The 22363-nt window shown below is 32.7% G+C and carries 17 protein-coding genes and 1 riboswitch; of the genes, 3 read left to right on the plus strand and 14 right to left on the minus strand.

Annotated elements, in window-relative coordinates:
* The first annotated feature begins 11 nt into the window (after positions 1-11).
* Positions 12-269: a helix-turn-helix domain-containing protein gene (locus tag BM183_RS02275; RefSeq protein ID WP_091684159.1), complete on the plus strand. Its 258-nt coding sequence runs from the start codon at positions 12-14 to the stop codon at positions 267-269.
* Positions 270-1263: 994 nt separating this feature from the next.
* Here BM183_RS02275 and BM183_RS02280 read toward each other — a convergent pair.
* The 10 genes from BM183_RS02280 to BM183_RS02335 form a co-directional block, all read right to left on the minus strand.
* Complete coding sequence (locus BM183_RS02280) at positions 1264-1659, minus strand: hypothetical protein (RefSeq protein WP_091684160.1); 396 nt, start codon at positions 1657-1659, stop codon at positions 1264-1266.
* 181 nt (positions 1660-1840) lie between these two features.
* A complete protein-coding gene (locus BM183_RS02285) occupies positions 1841-2704 on the minus strand; it encodes a class I SAM-dependent methyltransferase (protein WP_091684161.1) in 864 nt (287 codons plus the stop codon).
* Positions 2705-2807: 103 nt separating this feature from the next.
* Complete coding sequence (locus tag BM183_RS02290; protein WP_091684162.1) at positions 2808-3326, minus strand: hypothetical protein; 519 nt, start codon at positions 3324-3326, stop codon at positions 2808-2810.
* A 318-nt stretch (positions 3327-3644) separates the two neighbouring features.
* Complete coding sequence (locus BM183_RS02295) at positions 3645-3989, minus strand: hypothetical protein (protein WP_091684163.1); 345 nt, start codon at positions 3987-3989, stop codon at positions 3645-3647.
* A 23-nt stretch (positions 3990-4012) separates the two neighbouring features.
* Positions 4013-6181 carry a DNA topoisomerase III gene (locus BM183_RS02300; protein ID WP_091684164.1) on the minus strand — a complete coding sequence of 723 codons (2169 nt, stop codon included), beginning with the start codon at positions 6179-6181 and terminating at the stop codon, positions 4013-4015.
* A 1346-nt stretch (positions 6182-7527) separates the two neighbouring features.
* Positions 7528-7983: a chemotaxis protein CheX gene (locus BM183_RS02305; protein ID WP_091684165.1), complete on the minus strand. Its 456-nt coding sequence runs from the start codon at positions 7981-7983 to the stop codon at positions 7528-7530.
* A 1715-nt stretch (positions 7984-9698) separates the two neighbouring features.
* On the minus strand, positions 9699-10985 hold the full coding sequence (locus tag BM183_RS02320; protein WP_091684168.1) for an IS110 family RNA-guided transposase: 1287 nt from the start codon (positions 10983-10985) through the stop codon (positions 9699-9701).
* Between the two features lie 773 nt (positions 10986-11758).
* Positions 11759-12049, minus strand: a complete 291-nt coding sequence (locus BM183_RS02325; protein ID WP_091684169.1) for a hypothetical protein — start codon at positions 12047-12049, stop codon at positions 11759-11761.
* Positions 12050-12381: 332 nt separating this feature from the next.
* Positions 12382-14532: a ferrous iron transport protein B gene (gene feoB, locus BM183_RS02330; protein ID WP_091684170.1), complete on the minus strand. Its 2151-nt coding sequence runs from the start codon at positions 14530-14532 to the stop codon at positions 12382-12384.
* Between the two features lie 26 nt (positions 14533-14558).
* Entirely contained in the window at positions 14559-14801 is a 243-nt protein-coding gene (locus BM183_RS02335) for a FeoA family protein (protein WP_091684171.1), read from the minus strand.
* A gap of 234 nt (positions 14802-15035) precedes the next feature.
* On the opposite strand from BM183_RS02335, the gene BM183_RS02340 reads away from it, so the two are divergent.
* Together BM183_RS02340 and BM183_RS02345 are read left to right on the plus strand one after the other, a co-directional pair.
* Complete coding sequence (locus BM183_RS02340) at positions 15036-15503, plus strand: metal-dependent transcriptional regulator (RefSeq protein WP_091684313.1); 468 nt, start codon at positions 15036-15038, stop codon at positions 15501-15503.
* 161 nt (positions 15504-15664) lie between these two features.
* A riboswitch (NiCo riboswitch) is annotated at positions 15665-15748 on the plus strand.
* A gap of 82 nt (positions 15749-15830) precedes the next feature.
* Positions 15831-18416, plus strand: a complete 2586-nt coding sequence (locus tag BM183_RS02345) for a cation-translocating P-type ATPase (protein WP_091684172.1) — start codon at positions 15831-15833, stop codon at positions 18414-18416.
* Positions 18417-18486: 70 nt separating this feature from the next.
* Here the strand turns inward: BM183_RS02345 and BM183_RS02350 are convergent, their stop codons facing one another.
* From BM183_RS02350 to BM183_RS02365, 4 genes are all read right to left on the minus strand, one after another.
* Positions 18487-19008 (minus strand): GNAT family N-acetyltransferase, encoded by a 522-nt coding sequence (locus tag BM183_RS02350; protein ID WP_091684173.1) that lies wholly within the window; start codon positions 19006-19008, stop codon positions 18487-18489.
* Positions 19009-19119: 111 nt separating this feature from the next.
* Positions 19120-20601 (minus strand): phytoene desaturase family protein, encoded by a 1482-nt coding sequence (locus tag BM183_RS02355; protein WP_091684174.1) that lies wholly within the window; start codon positions 20599-20601, stop codon positions 19120-19122.
* 91 nt (positions 20602-20692) lie between these two features.
* A complete protein-coding gene (locus BM183_RS02360; RefSeq protein ID WP_170847864.1) occupies positions 20693-21541 on the minus strand; it encodes a DUF3307 domain-containing protein in 849 nt (282 codons plus the stop codon).
* Positions 21542-21545: 4 nt separating this feature from the next.
* Entirely contained in the window at positions 21546-22220 is a 675-nt protein-coding gene (locus BM183_RS02365) for a SatD family protein (RefSeq protein ID WP_091684176.1), read from the minus strand.
* Positions 22221-22363 lie beyond the last annotated feature (143 nt).

The raw sequence follows: 22363 nt of genomic DNA on the forward strand, positions 1-22363 counted from the left end.
GAGGGATAGAAATGTCAAGACAGCGCTCCCTTGAGAAGATAGCAGCCTCGGAATATGTTTCCATCGGAGAATTGGTCCGGCTTACTGGTAGCCGGTACAGTACCCTGAAGTTCTACACAGAGGAGGGAATATTACCCTTTGAACAGGAAGAAGAGAATCTGACACGGAGATTTCCAAGGGAAAAGACAATTGCAAGGATTAATGAAATCCAGGAACTGAAGAGGCAGGGATATAGCATTTCGGAAATTAAGAAGCTTCTGTATAAATAATTAAAAGTGTCATAAGTCATTGTATCGAATCAATCTGACTTATGACACTTTTAATTATAGAGGAATTTTTAGATAACTAAATAATAAATACGATGTTAATCTGGATTCCATATATATTATATATATATTAAATTTAGTTTAAACAAAAGATTACCCGAGAATGTTTAAATACAAATAAAGGAAAACAGGGTTTCCTTGAAGAATTTCTTTAGAGTTATAAGAAGAACTCTCCAACTATTCGATAAACTTGTGTTTTGCGAATAGTTGGATATGTGCCTAATCATACAATATGCTAACTTTGTCAAATTGTCCATTGAAAAGAAACTTCGGGTGTTTTTGAAAAGAAAGTTCGGGCTTACTCTCTTTACATATCGAATATAAAATTAAAATGAATCTTCAGAAATCTCGAATTATTGAAAAGAAACTTAAGAAATCATGTAGCTAGGTTATATTGAAACAAAACTTTGATATGGAGTATTGAAAGGAAATTTAAGAAATATCGTAATGTATCCATGATTAAAAGCTGCATTTTACGAAAAATACAGCTTATAGATTTGCTCTTTTTGATTGACTGTTAATAGGAACTCTTTGTATATTCTTCTGAATATGTTCTAAATGATATGTTTTTCAGGCGTTTGGTCAACGCGTATTTATCTTCATGGTGAAACCAATAATTAATATAATTTTCCCACATTCCATATCTCGTTTCCATAAAAATAAAGTATGGCATTCAAGCTAAAGCCTCTATTAAAAAAATGTTCTATTTGCTTTTCATTTAGTATTAGATAAAATCTTCTGCTTTTACCAATTTACGTCTTATGTGGTTTGCTCGACTAATATGGTAATAAAGCTTCTGATAGGCATAAATGTATACATACTCTTCTATTTTTCTTCTTTCGTTCAGTCTTCTATGATAAAATAAATTAAATCATTAGAAGACCTATTATTATGCAAACATAGAATATTTTTACTGGTTTAATGCTTCTTGGAGTTATTATCTCTTAAGACGAAATTTTGCTTTATCTGTAACCTTTACTTCTTGATTTTCATTTTTTAATTTTATCAGAGATGAACTATTTTCTAGAAAAATAAGAGTATCTCCATCTATTTGAAATACATATTTTTCGTTACCATCATATGTTGTCATTGTTAATATATCACCTTCTATTGAATAATTACCAAGTGATAAATGATTACTTAGTAAATCATATGTGAATGATATTTGATTTTCACTAATCATAACAAATGGAGATATCCCTGATTCTGTATCTACTTCCATATAATAAGATCCATACTTTACAGTTTTTGAAATATAATTATTCATGTACCATGATAGAAATAAAATAATTAAAACTATAATAAAGACAAAAAAAACTGCTCTTTTTTTCATATAAAACATCTCCATTAATTCAAAAATCTGAATTTAAACTAAGTGTCTAGTATTTAATTAGCATGGTTTTTCTACTCACTTAAGCTCATATTACAGAAGAAACAATAAAAAGGTGTAGTTAAAATAGATTCTACTCTCTTACTTTTCCTTCACAACAAGGTATATTGAAACAGAATGTATATCATAACTTCCACCCATATGAAATCAATACACACGGTGTTTGTATTAAATAACCTTCTCCATTCACGACAGTAGATGCTATCTTTTGTTGATTATCAAGGAATTTCTTCTTTTCTTTATCTGTCAGAGCAACTGCTAGTGGCGGTAAAACATCCGGGTTTTTAAGTATTTCATAATATCCTTTTCCGGCTGCAAACATTCTGCGTTTTTCTTCATAATTATCCAAAACGGGGCTTGCAAATTTCACGCTGTCATTCATTCTTACACTGACATTTTGCAACCCAATTTCCTGCATAAACTTCGGCATCTTTATTCCTACACGATAGTCCCGTCCACCTGTTGTATATTCATAATCGCACATTTTACGATAAAGCTCTGATTGACCAAGCGAATAATTATCAATTTCACTACAATAAAATCCGATCTCTTCTATAGGTCTGTCCACTTCAAAACAGATTACTAATCCATTTTTTACAACAGAATTCTTCATCTTCTCCAATATCTTTACAGGATTAGGAATATGTCGCAAAACGGCATTGCAAATTGCCAGATCATACTTTTCTTCCGGAATATACTCTAGCAAATCCGCATATACAAAATTTACTTCAAATTCATAATGTGCAAGATGCTTTCTTGCTGCCTTTATTAGTTCATTACTGTTATCAATACCTGTGTATGTACTTCCCGCCGGAAGAAGGGGCATCAGTAAATCACAGATATATCCATAGCCACACCCAAAATCAACTACTTTTACTGGATCATTAATACACCAAACCTTCTCAACTAGAAACTCGATATAATCACTGTTACACCAGTCCTTACGAATACTTTTTAAAAATTCGAGTTTATCATCCCATTCGGACATATATGTACCTCTCTGTCATTTGTACTTTTTTAGGCTTTACATTAAGCAAATATGCTCTTCCCTGACATACAGATTCCTCATTCATTTCTGTTATACAGAGAAATCATCTCTGATTTTCTGTCATACAATCTAATATGTATTTTGCTTCTTCAACTAATTGCTGCTCCTTTACCTTTATATCTTTCAATAATAATATCTGTTCATTTCGTAAGTTCAGATTCAGTTTCATTTGAATTGAACCATTATAACAAAGAACCTTTCCATTACTCTTATTTAGCTTTTCTCGAAATACCAATACTCTTTCACTAATCTTTGTATAACTATGGGCAATGCCATTCAGCATTCTTGCCTCCTCCTGTTGTAACAATGAAGCACATTCTTTTAAATAGACTCCAGCACATCTTCTTGCATCGCCTAAATTAAGTAACTGTGCATCATTGACTTGTAACCTTCGTTCTACCTCATTCTCTAAACTGCTATCATTCCATAAGTCGTCTTTGCTCAAACCAGTAATCCAATGTTCATAGCCTTCGCTCCCTTGATAGTATCCTCGTTCACATGGAGCTTCAAATGAATCTATCATTGCATGAAGAGATGCTATTAATTTTTGAGTCTGTGACAATTCTTCTTGCTTCTCTCCAAAATGTTGAATTAGAAATGGCCAAAAATCACTTTCTAAATATTCTTCTTACTCATTCAAATATTCTTGATCTTTCCTTCCCAAATCGATTGCTTTATCATTTGATTCGCGAATAATTATAACTGTTCTTTCATTACATTTATCCTTCCCATAACTACACTCTAACACGATAGCTCTACAATAGAACAAGTCTGTATTCATCAATCTTTTCATGGTTACTCTTTTTTATGTAACGTATCCCTTGTTCATTGCAGTTGGCTTCGACCCAAGATTCTATGCAAAATACAATGCCTTATCCGCTTATATAAATTTAATTCCACAAACACTACACCTTTTATCACTCAGCTTAACTTGTCGATTACCACATGCCTGACATTCAAATTTTCCGTCTTCAATTGAGATTTTTTTATTCTTATTTTTCTCAAAATGCTTATTTATTTTTTTATCCTGATAAAGTTCTATCTTTAGCCAAATGAAAAATAGTAGTAAGATTAAAATACCTACCCAAAATGAAACCTTTGAAACAAGATTTAACAAACTGCATTTATATGGAACAAAGAATATTATTATTGGAAAAATAAATGTAAACAAAATACCAACTAAAATAACCTTTCCACCATATCCTATTGAATTTATCTTTTTCATACCTTTTCATTCCTATCTTACTTTTAAAGCTTTAACCTAGCAAAAGCATCTGCAAATGCACTATTTATTGGTTCTTTTTCTTCTTTATTAAGTTTATTCATATAGTTTGCAATATCCTTTTTGCTAACACCAGCACCTTCCTTTTTCCGTCTTTCTTGGAATGCCGTTAGTTTTTCTTTGTATCCGCAAACACAGGTAAATAACTGCCCTTCCCCTTGACCTTTTAATGCCATCTTCTTGTGACATACAGGGCATCTTGCATTACTTGTTCTTTCTATTGTCTCTCTATGACCACATTCACGGTCTTGGCAAACTAACATTTTACTGTTTTTATTATTTACCAATAGCATTTTTTTACCGCAATCTGGACATTTCGTATTGGTTAGATTATCATGCCGGAACTTGCCTTCATTCTCTTTAATCTCTGCTACAATTTCCTTTGTATAAGATACCATCTCATTCATTAAGTCTTGCTTTTTAAGATTTCCCTTGGCTATTTTGGATAACTTCATCTCCAATTGAGCGGTTAACTCCGGTTTTTTCAAGTCTTCCGGTACTAATTCTAATAATTGTTTTCCTTTTGATGTAATAAATATATCTTTACCCCTCTTCTCCATTAAGAAAGAGTTAAATAGCTTTTCTATGATATCAGCACGGGTAGCAACGGTTCCTAGTCCACCTGTTTCTCCTAATGTTTTTACCATTTCTTTTTCTTTTAGTTCTAAAAAGTTGATTGGATTTTCCATAGCAGTTAATAGACTCGCTTCATTAAATGGTGCTGGTGGTTTCGTTTTTCCAACTGTTATGGAGAATTGGATATTCTTTAGAATATCATTTTTATTTACTTTAGGCAGCTTTTCCAGATCAGTTTCTTCTTCAAATGTATTTTCATAGATTTCTTTATATCCTAATGACTTAATTACCTTACCATTTGCAATAAATTCTTCATTTTCCACTTGTACCTTTATTGTTACTTCCTCATATTCACAAGGCAGGCTTAATACAGATAGGAATCTTTTAACCACCAAATCATATATCTTTCTCTCATCAGTACTTAGATTATCAAGGCGAACATATTGTTCAGTTGGTATTATAGCATGATGATCACTTACTTTTTGATTATCTACAAATGAAGAATTGGTTACTATTGGTTTTCTCGCTAACATGGATGCGTATTTTTTATATGGACCAATACTGATAGCATCTAATCGTTCTTTTAAAGTTCCTATAATATCCGTAGTAAGGTACCTAGAATCCGTTCTTGGATAAGTTAACACTTTATGATTTTCATATAAGCGCTGCATAATATTTAGAGTTTCTTTCGCTGAAAAATCATATCTCTTATTGGCATCTCTTTGTAGTTCTGTTAAATCATATAATCCAGGTGAATAGGATTTTTTCATTATAGAATTTAGTTCTGTAACTATACCATTTTTTCCTGTTACAACTTTTAAAACATCGTCCGCTCTACTTTTATCAAAGGTAGTATAACCTTTTGATTTTGGATCTTTCCAATTAATTGTCATTCCATTAACTCTTCCAACAAGTCCATAGTATGGAACCGGTATGAAATTTTTTATCTCTTCTTCTCTCTTGGAAATCATCGCTAATGTAGGTGTCTGAACTCGTCCACAAGAAAGGCTCGCATTATATTTACACGTTAGAGCCCTTGTAGCATTCATTCCCACAATCCAATCCGCTTCAGCTCTTGCTACAGCTGCCTGGTAGAGATTCACATATTCTTTGCCATCCTTAAGATGAGAAAAACCTTCTTTGATTGCTTTGTCTGTAACAGATGAAATCCATAATCTCTTCACTGGCTTATTATTCTTTGCTTTTTCTAATATCCACCTAGCAACTAATTCACCCTCACGTCCAGCATCAGTAGCAATAATAATATCTGATACATCATTTCGATGAATTTGTGATTTAACGTTTTGATATTGCTTACTTGTTTGTTTCAGTACAACTAATTCAAACTTCTTCGGTAACATAGGAAGATGTTCCATTTTCCACTCTTTATATTTGCCATCGTATACTTCCGGATCTGCTAATGAAACCAGATGACCTAGTCCCCATGTGACAATATATCGTTCTCCTTCTATGGCTCCATTTATATTTTTAGAACATTTTAAGACTTTTGCAATGTCTCTTCCAACTGATGGTTTCTCAGCTAATACTAATGACTTCATATCTCTTCCTGTACCTTTCTCGTTTTAAGTTCTATATAAATTATAACTAAAATAGTCAAAAATACGTGTGGCTGAAGTGTTCTTCAACCTTATACTCATTGAATATCACGTCTGTGAACAGATGTGATATTGCTACAAATAAATAGTTTGAAAAGTATTATTCTGTGGCAGCCTTCTATATATATATCTTTCAAATTAGCTTCTAATTAATACTTGTAAAGTTATTATATATCAATCATTGTATTTTTACAATTCACATAAATCACTGACCCTAGTACTAAAATTCCATGTAATATAAAGAATTTCATGTTTTCAGAAAACAGCAAGCTGATTTTCTCTATATTTTCTATTTATTTATCTAAGGAGTAATTACAATCCAGTTTCTTAATCTGCGCTTGTTTATTTCTTTATATGGTTCTGAGTTTCCCATTATTGCTATAATTAACAACATATTGCCATTATATCATATTATATCAGTGGAAAATATTAAAACATGTTGAATACCAACATTCCCTAACATTTACTTCAAAACTTGATGATATTCCCTAAGTTTTGCTTTAAATTACAAAATTCCCTTACTATTGCTTCACAAATAAATGAAGAAAAGGTTAGGGAATCAAATGTGGATAAAAAAAGAAAGCCAGAAAAATCAAGGCTTCCAATATGATTTTATATGTAAATTCCATAGCATTTGCTTCAATGGACAAATTCTTAAGATTTGCTCTCTGTTGACATTTTATTAAATTTACTTATTTTAAAATTATTTTTTTATGCGATTATATTGAAAAATTAAAAAAAGCATATTCTAAGTATTATTCTGCAGTTTGAATATGCAATAAATTATATAAATAGTGTTAACTATAATACAAATTACAGTATAACTATAATCTATTAAGATTAACACTTCTTTTGTTAATGATTCGTTGAAATCAAGTTTTTCATTTTTTAATGAAAGCACTTCATGCTTCGAACAGAACTCTTCCAGCGTAAGTTCATCTTAAAAAAAATTAAGCCATTCTTAAGTTTGAGACATCCCTGCTTTTCAGGAATATCAATTAGGTCATATCTTAAAAATCTGTTTCTGCAGCAGTATTTATCGCTAAAAAGGGAACAAAATCACGATTATTTTTTACCTTGATTTTGCCCCATTTTGCTTTAGACATACTATATGTTGTGGTCATATTCTAATTTTTTCTCGTATCACAATTCTACATCAAAATTCACGCATTCAACGTGCCTTGAGCGATCAATAATGATGCCTCTTAAATCTAGTTATTCCTTGGTGGGAGCTCATTTTTTAGAAAACTCACCTTACCAGGTTATTTCCTGCCGTTTTAGCTTTTAGCTCAGCTTATATTAAGTCCAATATTAAGTTCCATTTTTCCCAGATCAGTTTCAAAATCAATCACTAAAGTCTCAATACTGTTAATTTCAGCGTTTTCTAAAATAACTCTGGGAGGATTTATCTTTGTAGATAATCCAAATGAAGAAAGTTTTGTTGCATAAGAACTTGCTATAATACTGGATAATTCCCCTATTGCACTTTTAGCCATATTATCGATGACAGTAATACTCATTCCCATCATCATTACTGATGCTAAATTTTTTGCAGTGTCTAAAGGCATAGAAAGAGCTATATCGCCCTGAACGGCACCTTGAAAACAGACTATTGTGGATAAATCTAAGTTCAAGTACATTTTGTTTTTCTTTTGAATATTACATCTTTTAATATTATGTACTCCGAATTGCTCCAAAGTAACATTGAAAGTTTCTATAACAGAATTTATATACTTAACGTCCATAATAGCTCACAAAATCTCCTTTAAGGCAACTGCCTTCCCAAAGTTTTTACGGATTACATTTTACAAAATAATCATTTTTTTGGTTAAGATCATCAATAAGTTGTTGTATCTTTATTTTTTGATACATTAAATACTGAAGCTCTTTAGAACTAATAGTATTATTTTTTTCAATTCTCGAATCGATGTTATTCAGTACGATTTGTAAATCATTGATTGTCTGTTCACACATATAATTTCACTCCTCATTTTTTCTTATTATAATTTCGTCAATTCACTGAGGTAATATAACAACATACAGACTATTTACCTATTAAAATAAGCTTAAAGAACTAGGAAAACCATGCAAATCAAATACAGCCTTCTTCTGCTTATGCCTTATGGGTATAGTTCAGCTGTTAGCCTACCTCTTAATATGATTTCAAATTCCACACACACATTGATTGAATCCAGGTTTTCTTTTTCAAATTGCATATTGATCCCTCACTCTCTTAAAAATCTTAAAATTTTCAAAACACTAAAGTAATTGCGCATTCTCTATAAATCAGTCACATTTGCCTATAAGAAAATTGGTAAACTAAACATGGGTAGCTTCTTAGTTTAGAAGCTACCCATCAAGTAAGCTATGATTATATTATTAACCGTAATGTTCCATATGCGCAGTACATAAAAAACAGTATAAATAAGGCACCTCTTCTTGCTTACGGACACAAATCTGGTAAAATGCCGCGCAGTAACTATTTATGCTTCTCTTTCCAGATAAAAAAGTGACACAAAAGTGGTTACATGTATCACTTGATTTATTCTGTGATTTGGTTATAAACAATATGTTAGCTTGTTAAATATTGTTTTAAGTCAAAATGATATTATTCCATTGATATTTCTGGAAGCTATATGTAATCTATCATTTTCTATCATGGTACGCCCTGAGAATGTAAGTGGAATATTTATTGTACTCTCCAATTCAATGTTTCTTTATTATTGCTCCGTTTCGCATACAGGCAAATCCTGTCACACATTTTTCTAGATTGACTAAGTAATTCATAATTATATCTCCTATTGACTACATTTCCAAAACTAATTTAATTTTCCTTTTGAAAAATTATAATATAAATTTTTATAATAAAATAATAGGTTAAGACAATTCCAATAAGAGTGATTAAATTTATTATTGGATTAAAGAAAAATAAAATCAGAGTAGATAAATTAATAAGCCTATTATTAGACATATGTTCTATGCTTTTCTTAATCAATTCATTATTAATTATAATAAGTAATATAGATATTACTAACCCAAATGTGTATTTTTTTAATAAACTTACTTTCATAGTCTTGTAATCCTCCTCTTTAAGTCAAGTACCGATTTACCAGTACTTTGTATACTTTTTGTTACATAATTCCTAGTTATATATTAATTGAAATGTTGATAATCTAATAAATTGCCCACACTTAATAAAAGCAACACATATTTTTCTATAGATAGTGACTTTAGCTTCACTTAAAACATGAGAATACGACCTCTTTCTACCGGAGTCATTGCTCCAAACTTCCTTCGTTCTATCTCATCATGTGTGAGTCCCGCGATGCTCGTATACGGGGTTATGCCCTAATGGAGGAAATACGGGATCGTCACTTTTGTCATTTGTCTTTCTTTGTTGCGTTTGTAATCCGTTACCGTTGCCATAATAACAGACCTTTTTCATTACTTAAAAATCTTTCTATGCTGCAAAAGAAAACTCATCTGGGTGTTTTATAGCTTCAAGCATTTTTGTCTCGTCATAATCAACATCCTTTACCACAATCGTATGGATAATCCGTAACAACTTGTTGACCAAGACTATGATTGCCTGTTTCCCTGTCAGCTGATTCTTGGCTCTATATCGATAATACTGATATAACTTATGGAAGGCTTCATTGGTTCGAATCATACCTACTACGGCTTGATATAGTATCTTTCTCAAGTCCTTACGTCCTCGTTTGCTAATGGACATTTTACCTTTCTTTTGACCCGAACTGTTTTCCGTCAACGATAAACCAGCCATTTTTATCATCTGTTTTGGGGTTCTGTATTCTTTTATATTTCCCAGTTCTGCAACAACACCACTAGCGGTAGTAATTCCAAAACCTTTTATCTGTGTGATTCTTTGTACTTCTGGCAACTCTTCACACAGACTTCCGATGGTGCTTTCTATATCATCTATATCTGAGACCAATTCATTATATCGTTTCAATAGATAATCTAATTCCTTTTCTGCCATACGGCATCCTTCCGTTATTCCTATGCTTTCCTTACTTGCCCTAATCAGATTTTCAATCTTTTTCTGACCTACTCCTCGAGGAAATTTTTCTCTTACATCTGAATATACTGTTATTGCATCTAACTCTGCAATTCTTGACGGAAGTTTATATTTTTCTAAAACATACAAGAATGATTCTGCCTCCCAGTTAGTGTATCCTCTTTTGTATTCAGGAAAATACCTATCTAACCAATTCGCCATTTGATTCTTGATACGTTTCAAATCATTTACCATTACTTTTCGGATATTCTTTGCATTTCTCAACTCTTCATATACACCTGCAAGCAGGTTTGGTTCTGAGAACCTTGCATCTTTTATCAATTGAGCAATAACCCTTGCATCTCGATAGTCTGTTTTTGCCTGGTTATTGTCATCTAATTCCTTGCACTTCTTTACATGTGCTGGATTTACAGTAACCGTCCAGTATCCTTCTGTCTGTAACCATCTTGCAAATGGCAGCCAGTAAGGTCCAGTCGGCTCCATACCAACTATTACTTTTGTTTTACTATTTTCAGACTGTAAAGAATTCTTCCATTCCTCAAATTCAGCAAATCCTTGTCTGCTGTTGTCAAATTTAATTCCTTTTTTAAACTCAACTCCCCTAAAGTCCTGTGCTCTAGCAACGTGAAATTTTTTTGACACGTCAACTCCAATGATAAGAATATTTTCATCCAATTGATTAAGTCTTTTGTTTTGGTTATAATTCATAGTGAATCCTCCTTAAAAATAAGATTTTTGTTTTCGTCAAATTCATTATATCTTATTTTTTAAGTGAGGGTTCTTTTTACATTTCTACTTTATCACAGGAAGCTCGTATTATAAAATAGGCCTTAAAGTCACTGGACACTACAGAAAAACTAATTTCCTACGCAAGTGCCATTAATATTATTTTTTACCTATATAATAAATAATAAATTACACTTTATTAAATTTAACTTTACCATTCTTTCCATTATATATCAATGTCTGATGTCTGCAATTTACACTCAGTCCCCTCCTGTATTATTCAGTATAATATGACTCTATTTTTTACTTCATCCCAATTCATTATGAGCTTCTTGCTCTGTAACACCGCGGTCACAAAGCGATTTTACACAGTCATAAAATAATTTTCTTAGATTTCTTCATAATCAGAACTACTATAATATATTTGATTATACCCTCAATTTTACAATTGTCCAAGCACTTTTTAAACAGACTATAAAAATATTTTTACTACTACCCTATTTCATACATTTCAAATTCTTTACATAAAAAATGAACCCTCCATGTTAGACTTTTACAACATTTTGGGTTCAATTAACCTGTGATTTCTCCTAATATTTCTCCAAGTACTGTATTCAAAATTATTTTGGGCTAATGATATACATAAAGTAAATATCCAATTTTAAAACTAATTATATATATATATTAATACACAAGTCTTTTGTATCTACCAAATTCCTAACTCATGCTTGTTGAAAATCTATACGAGGAAGTTCTTAACGCTCACGGAAAAAACGTTCACGAGGAAATTCCTCACGTTCTTCTTCACGACGTTCACGAGGAAATTCTTCACGTTCGCGGAAGAAACGTTCACGAGGAAATTCTTCAAGTTCTTCTTCAAATTCAGGAAAGAAACGTTCGCGAGGGAATTCTTCTCGTTCACGGAAGAAACGTTCACGAGGAAATTCTTCTCGTTCCCGGAAGAAACCTCCACGAGGAAATTCTGGTGGATCAGATCTGAAACTTGAACATCGTTTTCGACTTTCATCTTTTCTATAATATGTCATTAATATCAACTCCTTAAATATATTTTAGATTAAAAAGGTAATCTATAGCCTATTTTCTCTTAGCATTATACATAAATACTAATACTTTCTCATTTATCTAATAAATAATTTTTATTACTACACTATATATTATGAAGAAAATGTCGTATTGTGAATGAAACAATGTAATTTTGCATTTTAAATTTAAATAAAAAAAAGGATTACAACAAGTTTCAATCAAGTTGTAATCCTTTTTATACTCCAGTATCCTTCGGAAACAGAGCTTTATTAATGGTATACAATACAAATCATAATAATTGATGTAGACTTTTGTCTGACATTTTAGAATTATATTATATTAAACCAATTAATCTTACTGTATTTGCAACAAAGAAACATGTTATTATACCGGTTACTGTTGGAATAAGAAATGAAACCGCTGTCCATTTCCAGCTTTGAGATTCTTTCTTTATTGTCCAGCATGTTGTACCACATGGCCAATGCATTAATGAAAAAAGCATTGTACAAACAGCGGTAACCCAAGTCCAACCATGGGAAACAAGTAGTTCTCTAAGTTGATCTAAGCCATCCAACTCCATAATATTACCGGTTGCCATATAGCTCATTATAATGATTGGTATAACGATTTCATTTGCAGGAAAGCCGAGTATAAATGCCATTAAGATATAGCCATCTAAGCCTATTAACTTAGCAAAAGGATTTAAGAAACCTGCACAATAGGAAAGAATGCTTGAACCACCTATATGGATATTTGCCGTAATCCATATAATTAAACCGGCAGGGACAGCTATTAAAACAGCACGGGCAAGAACAAATAAAGTTCTGTCAAATACAGATCGGATAATTACTCTACCAATCTGAGGCTTTCGGTAAGGTGGAAGCTCCAAAGTAAATGAGGAAGGAAGACCTTTTAGAATTGTTTTGGATAATATTTTTGATATGACCAATGTCATAAATACACCATAAACAATTACCCCAGTTAACAATAGTGTTGAAACTAAGGATTGAAAAGGACTTGCAACTACACCTGCAAAGAACATGGTGATAATTGCAATCAGCGTAGGGAAACGGCCATTACAAGGTACAAAATTATTTGTAATCATTGCGATAAGTCGCTCTCTTGGTGAATCTATAATTCTACACCCAATTATACCTGCTGCATTACATCCAAATCCCATACACATAGTAAGCGCCTGCTTTCCATGAGCACATGATTTTTTGAAATAATTATCCAGATTAAAAGCAACTCTCGGTAAATAGCCCAAATCTTCCAACAGAGTAAAAAGAGGAAAGAATATTGCCATGGGAGGCAGCATGACGGATACAACCCATGCTAATGTACGATAGATTCCCATGATAAAAACCCCATGTACCCAGGAAGGGGTTCCCAGCCATATGAAAAATTCAGTAAGCCAGCCTTCTATCCAGAAAAGGAACTTTGCAATCATTTCGGAAGGATAATTTGCCCCGGTAATAGTGAGCCAGAATACAATACCAAGAAGTCCAATCATAATAGGAATTCCAAATATTCTGGATGTTACAATACGGTCTATTTTCCGGTCTATATGGTTATATTTTTCATTTTCAATAGTAATTGACTCACTACAGATTTTTTCTGCCGTGCTTATAATTGCGGATACAACTTTATCCCTCAACACATTATGGTCTATACCAGCTATCTCCAGCCTATCTTTCGCTTCCTTTATTTTTTGCAGGATATTTTCATCCGATGTCAATTCAAAATCCAAGTATTTTTGAAGTGCCTGTAATAAAATTTCATCCTCATCCAAAAGCTTTAATGCTACCCAACGACTGCTGAGTCTATCTTTTAAAAGATCCCATATGGCAGGTTCCAGAATACGGATTGCTTCTTCTATGGTATCATCATATGTAATTTGTAACGGAGTGCTGGCTGCTTCTTGATTTGTAACTTCATATACGGCATCCATTAGAGCGCCCAGTCCTCTCCCGCTTCTTGCACTGGTTCCGATAACTGGTACACCTAATTGATAAGAAAGTTCTTTCAAATCAATACTTATTTTTTTCTTTTTTGCTTCATCTAGAAGGTTTACGCAAACCACAACATTAGATGTAATTTCCAAAGTCTGTAGAACAAGATTTAAATTTCTTTCCAGGCAAGTTGCATCAGTTACGATTATAGTTGCATCTGGGTTTCCAAAGCAGATGAAATCCCGGGCAACTTCTTCTTCTACCGAATTAGCCATTAGTGAATAAGTACCGGGTAAATCTACCATAATAAAATTTTTATCCTTATGAATACATTTTCCTTGTGCATTGGTAACTGTTTTACCGGGCCAATTACCTGTGTGTTGATTTAACCCTGTTAAGCTGTTAAATACTGTGCTTTTTCCTACATTGGGATTTCCGGCAAGTGCTATGATCTTATCATCCACACGGCTACGTTCAATTCTTAATTCGCTGTCTAATACACCTATTCCGGTAGATTGACTTGTCAAACCCATATTCTGCTCTCTCCTTTATTAAACTATTACGATATAGCCTCTACTATGACCTTGGAAGCCTCTTCTGAACGTAAAGCTATTACTGCTCCCCGGATATCGTAAGCAACGGGATCTCCGGAGGGACTCCTTTGTAACGCTTCAATTTCGGTACCATTAGTTAATCCTAAATCAAGCATCCTTCTTCGCATAATACCATCAGATATAAGTACCTTTACTTTTGCTTTTTTTCCTAGGGGTAAGAAATTAAGTGGTATGATGTTATTATTCATTGAATATTAGCCTCCTGAATTATGAATCGTTAATGTTAGTGGGGTGCAATACTTTTACCCTACACTAACATATGTAAAATAACTTCATGTGTTACTGCATATATATAAATTAATAGAAATTTTGGGATATGGAAGGCTGAAAGAATATTAATCTTATAAGGTTGAAATTCTTTCAGCCGGAGATTTGTGCTATGCACAAAGCCTCCAGACTTTGAAAGGAGCATGATTATAAAGGTGATAAATAACGAATTTTATACGGTTAGAGGATATCAACTCCTGGAGCAGAACAAAAGTAAGCTAACATCGGCTATGGAGGATTATCTTGAGATGATATATAGGAATAGCTTAAAAGAAGGATATATCCGAATTAATATACTTGCAGAATTATTGAATGTAAAAGCGGCCTCTGCTACGAGAATGGTGCAGAAACTTGCTGCACTTGGTCTATTAATATATAAGAAATACGGAATTATCATGTTAAGTGAAAGTGGTAAGGAAATAGGTGAATACCTTTTAAAACGCCATCATATCATTGAAAATTTCCTGAAAATCCTGGGTTGTGAAGATGACTTATTACAGCAGACGGAATTGATGGAACATAGTTTAAATCCGAAAACCGTACATAAAATGAACGTATTTAATACTTTCTTTTCTGATCATAGTGACATACTGGAAAGCTTACGTGAATATCAGAAAAACTAAACGAATCAGAATATTTCAAACCCACTAAGCTTGTAAGCGTTAATACGGTATTAGCAGTTTGACCGTATTGGTGCTTTTAATTTTTGATGTAACATTTAATTCATATTTACATATGATGAAGTACTAAATCACTTTGCACTGCAGGGTTAATAAGGTAATCAACAGTACAATCTGATCAGGCGGCGATACTTCGTGCAGCCGGGCTGTTAGACAGCAACAGGAATATAAATGCCTGTGGGACAGTAGTTTTCTCTATGTGTTCCACAGGCATTTTTTTATAATCGGGACACATACCCTTAACTCTGCCTAAATGGAGGTAGCAGGTATATGACTGATTATTACGGATTAACTTTGAAAGAAGTTCAAAAACGGAGGGAGATTTACGGATATAATGAAATACGTACGAATAATAAGAAAAAGTTTTTAAAACAGCTAAAGCATATTATTTCAGAACCAATATATCTTCTATTATCCTTTGCTGCTATAATTTATTTTCTTCTGGGGGAAGCAACAGATGGTATATTTATGATAGCATTTGTAATATTTGTTATCGGAATCGATGTTTTTCAAGAAATCAGAACCGGAAATGTATTAAAAAAATTAAAGGAAATTAGTGAACCTAAAATTCCTGTTATCCGAGAAGGAAAAGAAATACAATTATCCGGCAGAGAACTTGTACCAGGGGATTTGATGCTTATAACGGAAGGAGTTAAAATTCCTGCTGATGGCTATATAGTCAGGGCAAATGGTCTATGTATTGATGAAAGTATATTAACCGGTGAATCCACCGGTATATGGAAGAATGCCAAAAAACATATTATTCATAAGGACTTATTAAATTATCTCAATGTGAATACCGAGGCAGAAAGCAAAGAAGAATATTTTAAAAAAGATTGCTGTTATGCGGGAACCCATGTAATCGTTGGAACCGGTATTGTATGTGTGGAGAAAACAGGTAAATATACAGAGTATGGGAAAATAGCTGAGAGCATTTTAAAAGTACCTGAAATAAATACCGGTCTACAAATACAGATGAAAAAGCTTGCAAAGCAATGTACTATATTGGCTGCATTACTTTTTCTTTTAGTTGGATTTTTTACATTTTTAAATTTATCAGAGCAAGAATTGATGGAACGTATTATTCATAGTATGATGGCTGGCATTGTTTTGGCTTTATCTATGATTCCCGGAGAATTCCCTGTAATTTTATCTGTCTTTTTATCAATGGGAGCCTTTCGATTGGCCAAGAAAAATGCTTTGATTAGACATCTTCCCTCTGTGGAAACTCTGGGTTCTGTGTCTGTATTATGTATGGACAAAACAGGTACCATAACACATAATAAAATGCAGGTTTCGGAATGCTTTATGAATAACCCTCAAATTGAAAGGTTCCGCAAAGCTATAATTTTTTCCTGTAAAGAAGGGACTTTCGATCCGGTGGAAAAAGCATTGATTGAATATGGAGAATCTTTATACAGACAAAGTACCAACCAACCAGAGAAAGTTTCAATTTGCAGTATAGATAAAAGTAATTCTATACTTATTAAGGAATATCCCTTTACCAACGAACTTAAAGCCATGGGTCAGGTCTGGAAAGAAGATGGATATTATACTATAGCCGCAAAGGGAAGTCCTGAGACAATCCTTTCCCAATGCTATCTCACAACGGATCAGGACATGGAAGTGAAAGAACAGATGAATAACTTTTTAAAGAAAGGTCTAAGAGTAATTGCATTGGCAGACAGGATTATTCCGGAAGGCAACCATATTCCTGATAATCTGTCTGAGTGTAAATTGCATTTTAGAGGAATTGTTGGTTTATCCGATCCAATTAGAAATGAAATGAAAGATATTATTAAAGAAAGTTATGATGCAGGAATCCGTATTATTATGATTACCGGAGATCATCCGGAAACAGCGTCCTTTATTGCAGGTAAAGTAGGGATTCGTAACAGCGATAAGGTTATTACTGGGGAAATGCTATCCAGGCTAACAGACTTAGAATTAAAAAATATTGTAAAAGAATATAATATTTATGCCAGAGTTTTACCCCTCCATAAAATGAAAATTGTGAAAGCACTTCAGGAAAACGGTGAAGTAGTTGCTATGACCGGTGATGGAGTGAATGACTCTCCTGCTCAGAAAATTGCTGATATTGGAATTGCAATGGGCAAGCATGGCAGCGAAGTATGCAGAGAGGCTGCTGATTTAATCCTATTAGACGATAATATATCAACTATAATAAGTACTGTTCATGATGGAAGGCGAATATATCAGAATATTGTTAAAGCAATAGGATATGTATTAACGATACACATACCAATAGCGCTTATATCCCTGGTAGCCCCAATGTTAGGAATCGGGTCGGATTCCCTTATGCTTCTGCCCCTCCATATTGTATTACTGGAGTTGATAATGGATCCAACCTGTAGTATTGCGCTGGAACGCATTCCGGCAGAGGCTAATACTATGAAGAAACCGCCAAGACAGCCAATGGAATCATTATTTTCAAAAGCCAGACTTATAAAAAGCATTATTCAGGGATTGGTAATATTTATATTTTCATTTAGTATTTACTTTAGTATGCTGAATTTATCTTATCCACCAGAAATTGCAAGAACAGCGGGCTTTTCCGTCCTTGTACTTTCCAACATTCTATTAGTAATAGAAAATAGTTCTGAAAAAGAAAACATAGTTCAGGCTTTTAAAAAGATAAGCCACGATCCAGGAATATGGGCAGTTAATATTATAACATTGGTCGGACTTGTTTTATGTATTTACAGCCCTCTTCATAAAACTTTAGGATTTTATCCTTTAGGCCTGACAAGTATAAGCCTGGTAATAATTTTTTCCATCCTTTCAGTATTGTGGTTTGAAATAGTAAAATTAAAATATTGCCGGAAGACGGAATAAAGTAAATATAAAAAGGCAGCATCTGAAAATTATTCTTCTGGTTGTTGCCTTTTTTATGTGATAATCCTGTTTATTTAATTTCAAGGGAGTACATCAATTCTTCTCTTTCTTCATCAGAGGATTTATTCTTACGTCCATTTGCTCTTTCCACTAATGAGAATCCCAATTTTTCCATCACTCTAGATGAGCTAACATTTTCACTGTCACAGTGTGCAATGAATTTCCGGATTTTCAATTCTTGTATAGCAAAATGGATAATTGCACTTGCCGCTTCTGCTGCATACCCATTTCCCCAGAACTCCTTACATATTATCCAGCCAAGCTCACCCTCTGCATTTTCATTATTGATATATATACTAACTGCGCCGATATGTTTATTATCTAACAGAATAGCAAATTCATAAAATTGAGGGTTATACTTTTCCCATTCTGCCTGTACCCTTTCCAGAAAGCTCTCAGTCTCCCTTATATCTGTATTTGGTAAGTATACCATATATTTAGTATTATCAAAATCACTGGCATATTTATGTGTAGATATAAGATGTCGGGATCCTAATGGCTCCAATAACAACCTTTTTGTATGTATATTCATATTAGTTCTCCCCTACAAACTGGTATTCAAAAATATTATCAATTTCCATGACGCATGATTCCAACATTCTGTTGATATATCTTGTCTCGTTACGAATCTCCAGATCAGAATTTAAATATTAATTGACTTGCCTTCTTTTTTTAGTATCCGCTGTATCACAAATTTTCCGGTAGCTGCAGCCACTGGTAATCCACCGGGAGATTGCAGCCATTGACTTGCTATAAATACGTTGGAAAGCCCATTTACTTTACCTTTTAATCTTGGGATTTTAATATTTTTCTTTTCAATGAAAGCCATATATGCTCCGTTAAATGAATTGCAATATTTCTCATAGGTCAGAGGTGTCCAACAATCCAGAAGTTCAATATGACCATTAAGTTTAGGAAAACATTCAATAATTCTATCTGTTACAGCTTCTGCAATGGTTTGTTTTGCATTTTTGTAATCCTGCTTATTCAAGGACTTCCAGTAATCAAAATCATCTTTCCGTTGCATAATATTAACTTGTAAAACAGTTTTACCTTCTGGAGCAAAGGAAGGATCATAATGATAACTTTTTAGTGACATTCTTGTAACATCATTATTTCCTATAGTAATAGGCTTGAAATCAAAAATAATTGTTTCATCGCTAAACAAGTTATTATCTGCAGAAAAAGCCATTTGTAATCCACTGAAAACAGGATAATCATTGGGATTTTCATAGCAGACTTTTAGCTTTTTATCCATATAGGAGCTATCCATTAAACGTCCAAATGTTTCTGCTGTGTCAGTTGCACAAATAACATAGTCTGCATGAACAACTGTGTCATCATTAAGAATAACACCTTCTGCTTTATTATGACTGATGATTATTTTCTTTATAGGTTTATTAGTATGCAGAACACCTCCAAGTTCTTTATATCTTTTAATAATTCTGTTTGTCATGGCAAGTGAGCCTTTCAATGGAATATCACCGTTTCCGCTTGTCATTGTAGCATAAGAAATAATGAAGCTGGAAGCGAAATATTCTTTACACATATAGTCGGTTAACAATTTTCGTATCAGCGGATTCTCAAATCTGTTACCTAAATCTTCAATATCCATTTTGTCATATTCTTTCATTACTTTAAACATTCCAGCCATTTTTTTGCCCATGTTAATATAATCAAATATATTCATCATATCCATTGGCTTGTTGAAAGGCATTTCACAACATTCTGCTAACCGAACATGGGAAATTAATTTATGTATTTCTTCTGCATCTTCGGGAGCAATTTGTAAAAGTTCCCTTTGGGTTTTATCCAAATCTCTCCACAAGGTAGCCGATTTGCCATCCAGTTTGGAGGTGTAGAAGGTTTGATTATGAATCATTTCTACATCATCACCAATTGCATTTAAAGTTTCCCAAATTTTATAAAGTTCCGTTCCTTTTTTTGTCCCAGTTAACCAATGGATGCAATTGTCAATGTGATGCCCTTTTCTGTCCCAGCCCATGCATTGTCCACCTGCTACCGGATTTTTTTCATAAATTTCACTTTTGAAACCATTCAATTGTGCATAAACTCCGGCTGTAAGTCCTGCAATACCCTCGCCGACTATTACTGTTTTTTTCAAATTATCCCCTCCTTAAAATATCATTCATATTTCTAAGTCTAACATCATCATAACTTCATCCTCATCTATTACGCCCATATGTTGAAATCATTTATAATAAAGTAAAAATAAAAAAGTATGTAACCAAAGCTGCTATCAGGCTTGCAAGAGTACCAACCAGGTAATACTCTGCAAATTCCTGACTTTTTGATATTTTATCATACCTTGCAATTGATTTTGCAGTCATAATAAAACCGATGGAAGCGTATTGGCCTATGCTAAGAAATATAGCTATTAAAATTCGTTCTAAAAATCCAATATACTGTCCTGCATTTTTATTTTCTATTCCTATGATAGTCTTCCTATTCATATCCATTGAAGTATCTGCTGCAGTCACAGATAGTTTGAATTCTGAGCCACTATATTGGGATATTAATGGATCAGATGGCTTTAAACCAGTAAATAACTTTTTAAAGCTTATATTAATTGGTTTACCAATAATTAACATAAGCAATATCCATCGAAATAATTTATGTGAATCGATGTTTAGGTATTGAAAAAATGCTTCTACGGAAAATACAGGTTTAATTTTTAAATTGCGGTTTATAAAACATATAATAATAATTGAAATTAAATGCAGGCTTTGGTCAGCCAGATATAAAGTACTTTCTCTTAATACTAAATATTTTTTCTTTATTTTTTTAATGATTTTTACCTTATATAAAAATTTTACAGAATCAATTATGAAGTGAATAATACAGATAAATAAGAGGGTTCTCCATAAGCTCCCATCCAATCCCAAAAGAAACCATATAAATAAGAATGGTATACAATATATGAAACTATGCTGTACAACCCCTTTAAATACATTATCCTTTATTTTAGCCAAATGCTTAGTCTGCAAATAGTAATCACCTGCAAAATGTGCCATTAAGCATAATAATAATAGTTCATGTTTCATTAAACTACCCCCAAATCTCATTCACTATTGTAGATACAGTTTCAACTCCTTGAATATAATCATAAAACCCTGCTGCTTTCAGACGTCTTTGCACACTTGATTGGGATATTCCCAACGCTTCTGCTGCTTCTACCTGACTTTTCTTTTCTAACATTATTTTTTTAACTATCTCTCTTTGCTTTAAGGTCCAATTGTTTTCAATACAAGAACATAATTGAAGGTTGCTATTTATTAAATTAATTTCATGAGGATGGATTCCTGCTTCTTCTTTTATCATAATGTTTACACTGCCATTCATCTTGCCTTTTTCTAAAACTTTAATCTCCTCAACCATTTTTCTAGCATTATAGTAAGCAGGGCCGTCCGCTCCTATTGCCATATCTCGATTGATTTCTGTGTACATTCCGCCTATACCAATCCCAAAACGTAGTTTTATTGGATAAATATTTAATTTAATAGTTTCAATAATTTCAAAAATATATTTTGGATGATTCAATAATCCTTGGAACTCATCTCCCAGAGTTATTAAAAAATTAGCTGCTATTACATCAGAATATTTTTTATTTATTTCATCTAATATTTTGTTTAAATTAATTTGAACTTCATTTCTAATTTGTAATGTTCTATCTGTATCGATGCTTTTGGAATTAATGATATCTCCTATTATGGCAAAAAACATTGGCTATTCCTCCATATAAACAATTCTTTATTTTGGAATATTTTATCATATTTTTTATATAATAGCAAGAAAATATGCAATAAAAAGTACATATTTAAACTACATGCAGTTAAAACTGCATATTTAAAGTTCGTGTAATTTCT

Origin of the sequence: Anaerocolumna aminovalerica (genome assembly GCF_900115365.1) — a bacterium.
Classification (GTDB): Bacteria; Bacillota; Clostridia; order Lachnospirales; family Lachnospiraceae; genus Anaerocolumna; species Anaerocolumna aminovalerica.